Annotated in this window: 3 protein-coding genes; 1 reads left to right on the top strand and 2 read right to left on the bottom strand. The window is 75.2% G+C overall.

Going from position 1 to position 3,396, the window contains the following annotated elements; genetic code table 11:
* On the bottom strand, positions 1 to 279 hold a 279-nt coding region (locus tag AC5JLB_RS18290; RefSeq protein ID WP_495875258.1), incomplete at its 3' end, for a PAAR-like domain-containing protein.
* Positions 270 to 824 carry a TagF domain-containing protein gene (locus tag AC5JLB_RS18285; protein WP_495875257.1) on the bottom strand — a complete coding sequence of 185 codons (555 nt, stop codon included), beginning with the start codon at positions 822 to 824 and terminating at the stop codon, positions 270 to 272. The genes AC5JLB_RS18290 and AC5JLB_RS18285, both read right to left, overlap by 10 nt.
* 727 nt (positions 825 to 1,551) lie before the next feature.
* Between AC5JLB_RS18285 and AC5JLB_RS18280 the strand changes: the two genes are divergently transcribed.
* A partial coding sequence (locus AC5JLB_RS18280; RefSeq protein ID WP_495875256.1) for a hypothetical protein occupies positions 1,552 to 3,396 on the top strand: 1,845 nt, incomplete at its 3' end.

Raw genomic sequence — 3,396 nt, 5'->3', positions numbered from 1 at the left:
CTTGTGGGTGACGACGCCACCCCCCTGGGTGCCCGCCTCGTCGCCGGTGCTGGTCGAGACCTCGGAGGCGTCCTCGAGCGCCGTGGGCTCGCCGTCGATCTTGACCGTCTTGCTGCCCTTGGACAGGTCCGAGGCCGAGAGCATGTTGACGTAGGGGACCGGCAGGGGACCGGCCGGGGGCGGGGGGGGAGTGAGGCATACGTCGCCGGGCGCGACGCCCTTGCCGCCGCTGCCCTTGTGGAACAGGCCCATGTCCTCGGAGTAGACGGTCAGGCCCATGCCAGCACCTCCTCCTCGGGCCGCGAGAAGGCCGCGTCCGAAAGGGGGAAGGCGGCGAGGTCGGCCGCCGAGGCGCAGCGGACCTCGCGGACCTCCCAGTCGTCGCGCCAGAGAAGCGCCACCTCTTCAGGGGGCGGAGCGGCGGTTAGGGGGGCCGGGATGGCGTCGGCCGCGCGGTCGAGAGCGGGCGGGGCGAGGCGGCCGTCGGTCGCGGCGCGGACCAGGCGCTCGGCAGCGTCGAACCAGGGGTCTGCGGGGTCGGGGGGCTCGCCTTCGCGCAGGACGGCGAAGGGATAGATCCGGTCGCGCCGGTCGCGGCCCAGGCGGAAGCAGCCGGCGACCGGGACGGGGGCGAAGAGGCCAGGACGGGCCATCAGCCGCCAGGCGGGGCGGTCGGGGTCGAGCCGGTCGGGGAGGCGGCGGGCCGAGGCGAGCTCGAACCAACGGTCCCAGCGGGTGAGCAGGCCCGAGGGGAGCCCCCCGTCCACGAGCCCGGCGCGGCCGGGCAGCGGCCCGACGAAGCCGGTCCGGCCCGGAGCCGTCATGGCCGCCGCGCGCCGCTCATGCCTGCGGCCTCAGTAGGCCGAAGGCGGGGGAGCGGCCCCGGTGGCGGGGGGCGAGGGCGTCACGGTGCGCTGCGCCGTCCCGTCCTCCGCCGGATATTCCATGCCGCAGGCCGCCAGCACCGACAGGGTCATGAGGGCGAGCGTGCCCTTCCATCGTGTCAATCGCCATCGCATCGCGTCACTCCATCATGGTCCGGCCGTCGCGGCCGGGATCGGGGCCAGGGGTCGAGGTCGGTCGGGGCCGCAGCAGGCCTCGAGGTAGGTGGCGAAGGGAGCGCCTTCGTCGCGGACAAGGGCAGGTTCCCATTTGGTGAGGAGCAGGGACCAGCGCCGGGTCAGGTAGGCCGCCCGGTCGCCGCGGGCCGGAAGGGCGCGCATCAGGACGGGGGACGGGAGATGCTCGACCACGGCGCCGGCCGCGAGGAGGGGGGCGATGCGGTCGCCGTCGGTGGCCAGCGCCCAGCGGAGACGCGGGAACCGGCGGACGAGGGCCGCGGCACGCTCAGGCGCGGCCTCGTCGGCGAGGAGGAGCGAGGCGAGGACGGTCGGACGGCGGTCGCCGGCGGGCCGCTGGGCGAGAGGGTTGGCTGGACGGGCCGGACCCCCGCCGAGGAGCCGGGCCGCCCTAGCCCAAGTGACCAAGTTCCTTGACAGCGCGGCCTCCCATGGCGGCAACTGGGCGCGAAAGTCCCTGCCAGGGTAGCAGATGCGGGTCGGACCGGGAATAGTCGTGCTCGCCGACCCGCGCTATCCCGGTGGCACGACCCGGGCGCTGGCGGCCGAGGCGCGGGCGCTGGCCCAGGCGGGGGCGAGCGTCGGCTTCTGCCCGGTCCTGGGGCCCGAACTGAAGCGCGCGGCGGTGCTGCATCCCGCGATCGCGCCCTTCGTGGAAGCGGGCACGCTGCGCCTCCTCGACCCGCGCGAGCGGCAGCGGACGCGGCTTCTCCTCGTCCACCATCCCGCGCTGTTCCGGCACCTGCCCGCCGAACCCCTGGGGCTGGCGCCCGAGAGGATCGTGCTGGTGCTGCATCACCCGCCGCTCGACGGGATCGGGCGGGCGGCCTACGACCTGGGGGCGGTCGTCGCCAACCTCTCGGAGTGCTTCGGGGCCGAGGTGAGTCTCGCGCCGGTGGGGCCGGCGGTGCGGGCGCAGCTTGGGCGCCTGGGACTGTTCGAGGGAACGGTGCTGGAGGAGGACTGGGCGAACCTCCTCGACTTCTCGGAATGGCCGCTGCGGGAGGCGCGGCCGGGCGGGCCGGGGATCGCGCTGGGGCGCCATTCGCGGCCCCAGCCCGCCAAGTTCCCGGATTCGCTGGCCGAGGCGCTGCTCGCCTATCCCGAGGCGCCGGGGGTGCGGGTCAGGATGCTCGGCGCGACCGAGGAGCTGGCCGCCCGCTACGGGCGCGTGCCGGGCAACTGGGAGCTTCTGCCCTTCGACGCCGAACCCGTGGCGGAGTTCCTGCGGGGCCTCGACTACTGGGTCTACCTGCACGGGCGCGAATGGGTGGAGGCCTTCGGCTACGGCGCCCTCGAAGCCGTGGCGACGGGCGTGCCGGTCGTGCTGCCGCCCGCCTTCCGCGACGCCTTCGGGCCCGCCGCGCTCTATGCCGAGCCCGAGGGGATGTGTGGGCTGATCGAGAGGATCGAGGCGGAGCCGGGAGCCTACGAGGCGCAGGTCGCGCGGGCGCGGGCCGAGGCGGAGGCGCGCTTCTCGGTCCAGCGGTTCCTGCCGCGGCTGGAGCGGGTGGCGCCGGGCTGGGACGCGGCGGGGCCAGGTGCGATGCCGGCGGCGAGGCCCCTGCCCCCGCTGAGGACGGTGATGGTGACATCGAACGGCGTGGGGCTCGGGCACCTCACGCGGCTCATGGCCATCGCGCGGGCGCTGCCCGCGGGGACCGAGACGGCGTTCTTCACGCTGAGCCGGGGGTTCCGGCTCGCCGCCGAGGCGGGGTTCCCGGTGCAGTTCGTGCCCTTCCACCGCATGACCGGGGCGCCGGTCCAGGCCTGGAACCTGGCGCTGGCCGAGGAGCTCGGGGACTTCCTGGACCTCGTGGGACCGGACCTCGTCGTCTTCGACGGGAACATGCCCTATGAGGGGATGGTCGTGGCGCTGGAGCAGCGGCGGCACATCCGGCGGGCCTGGGTGCGTCGGGCCATGTGGCGGGCCGAGCTGCCCGAGGCCGTCAAGCGCGCTGGGACCTTCGACCTCATCATAGAGCCGGAGGAGCTGGCGGGGCGGCTCGACTCCGTTGGGCGGGCGGCACGGGCCGCGGCGGTGGTGGTGGCGCCGATCCTTGGCACGAGGGCTGGGGAGCGGCTGCCGCGCGAGGCGGCGAGGGCGGAGCTCGGCCTTTCGCCCGAGGGCGTGGCGGTGGGGGTGATGCTGGGGACGGCGGAGAACTTCGACACCTCGGACATCCGGCGCGCGGTGCTGTCGCATCTGGCGGCAAGGCCGGGGGTCGAGGTGGTGGAGATCGCGCCTGGAGAAGGGCGCGGCCCGGAGGGGGTGCGGCGGGTGACGCTCTACCCTGCGGCGCGGCATTCGGCGGCC

It is taken from the genome of Myxacorys chilensis, assembly GCF_059505265.1.
This window is presented reverse-complemented; position numbering and strand designations above follow the sequence as displayed.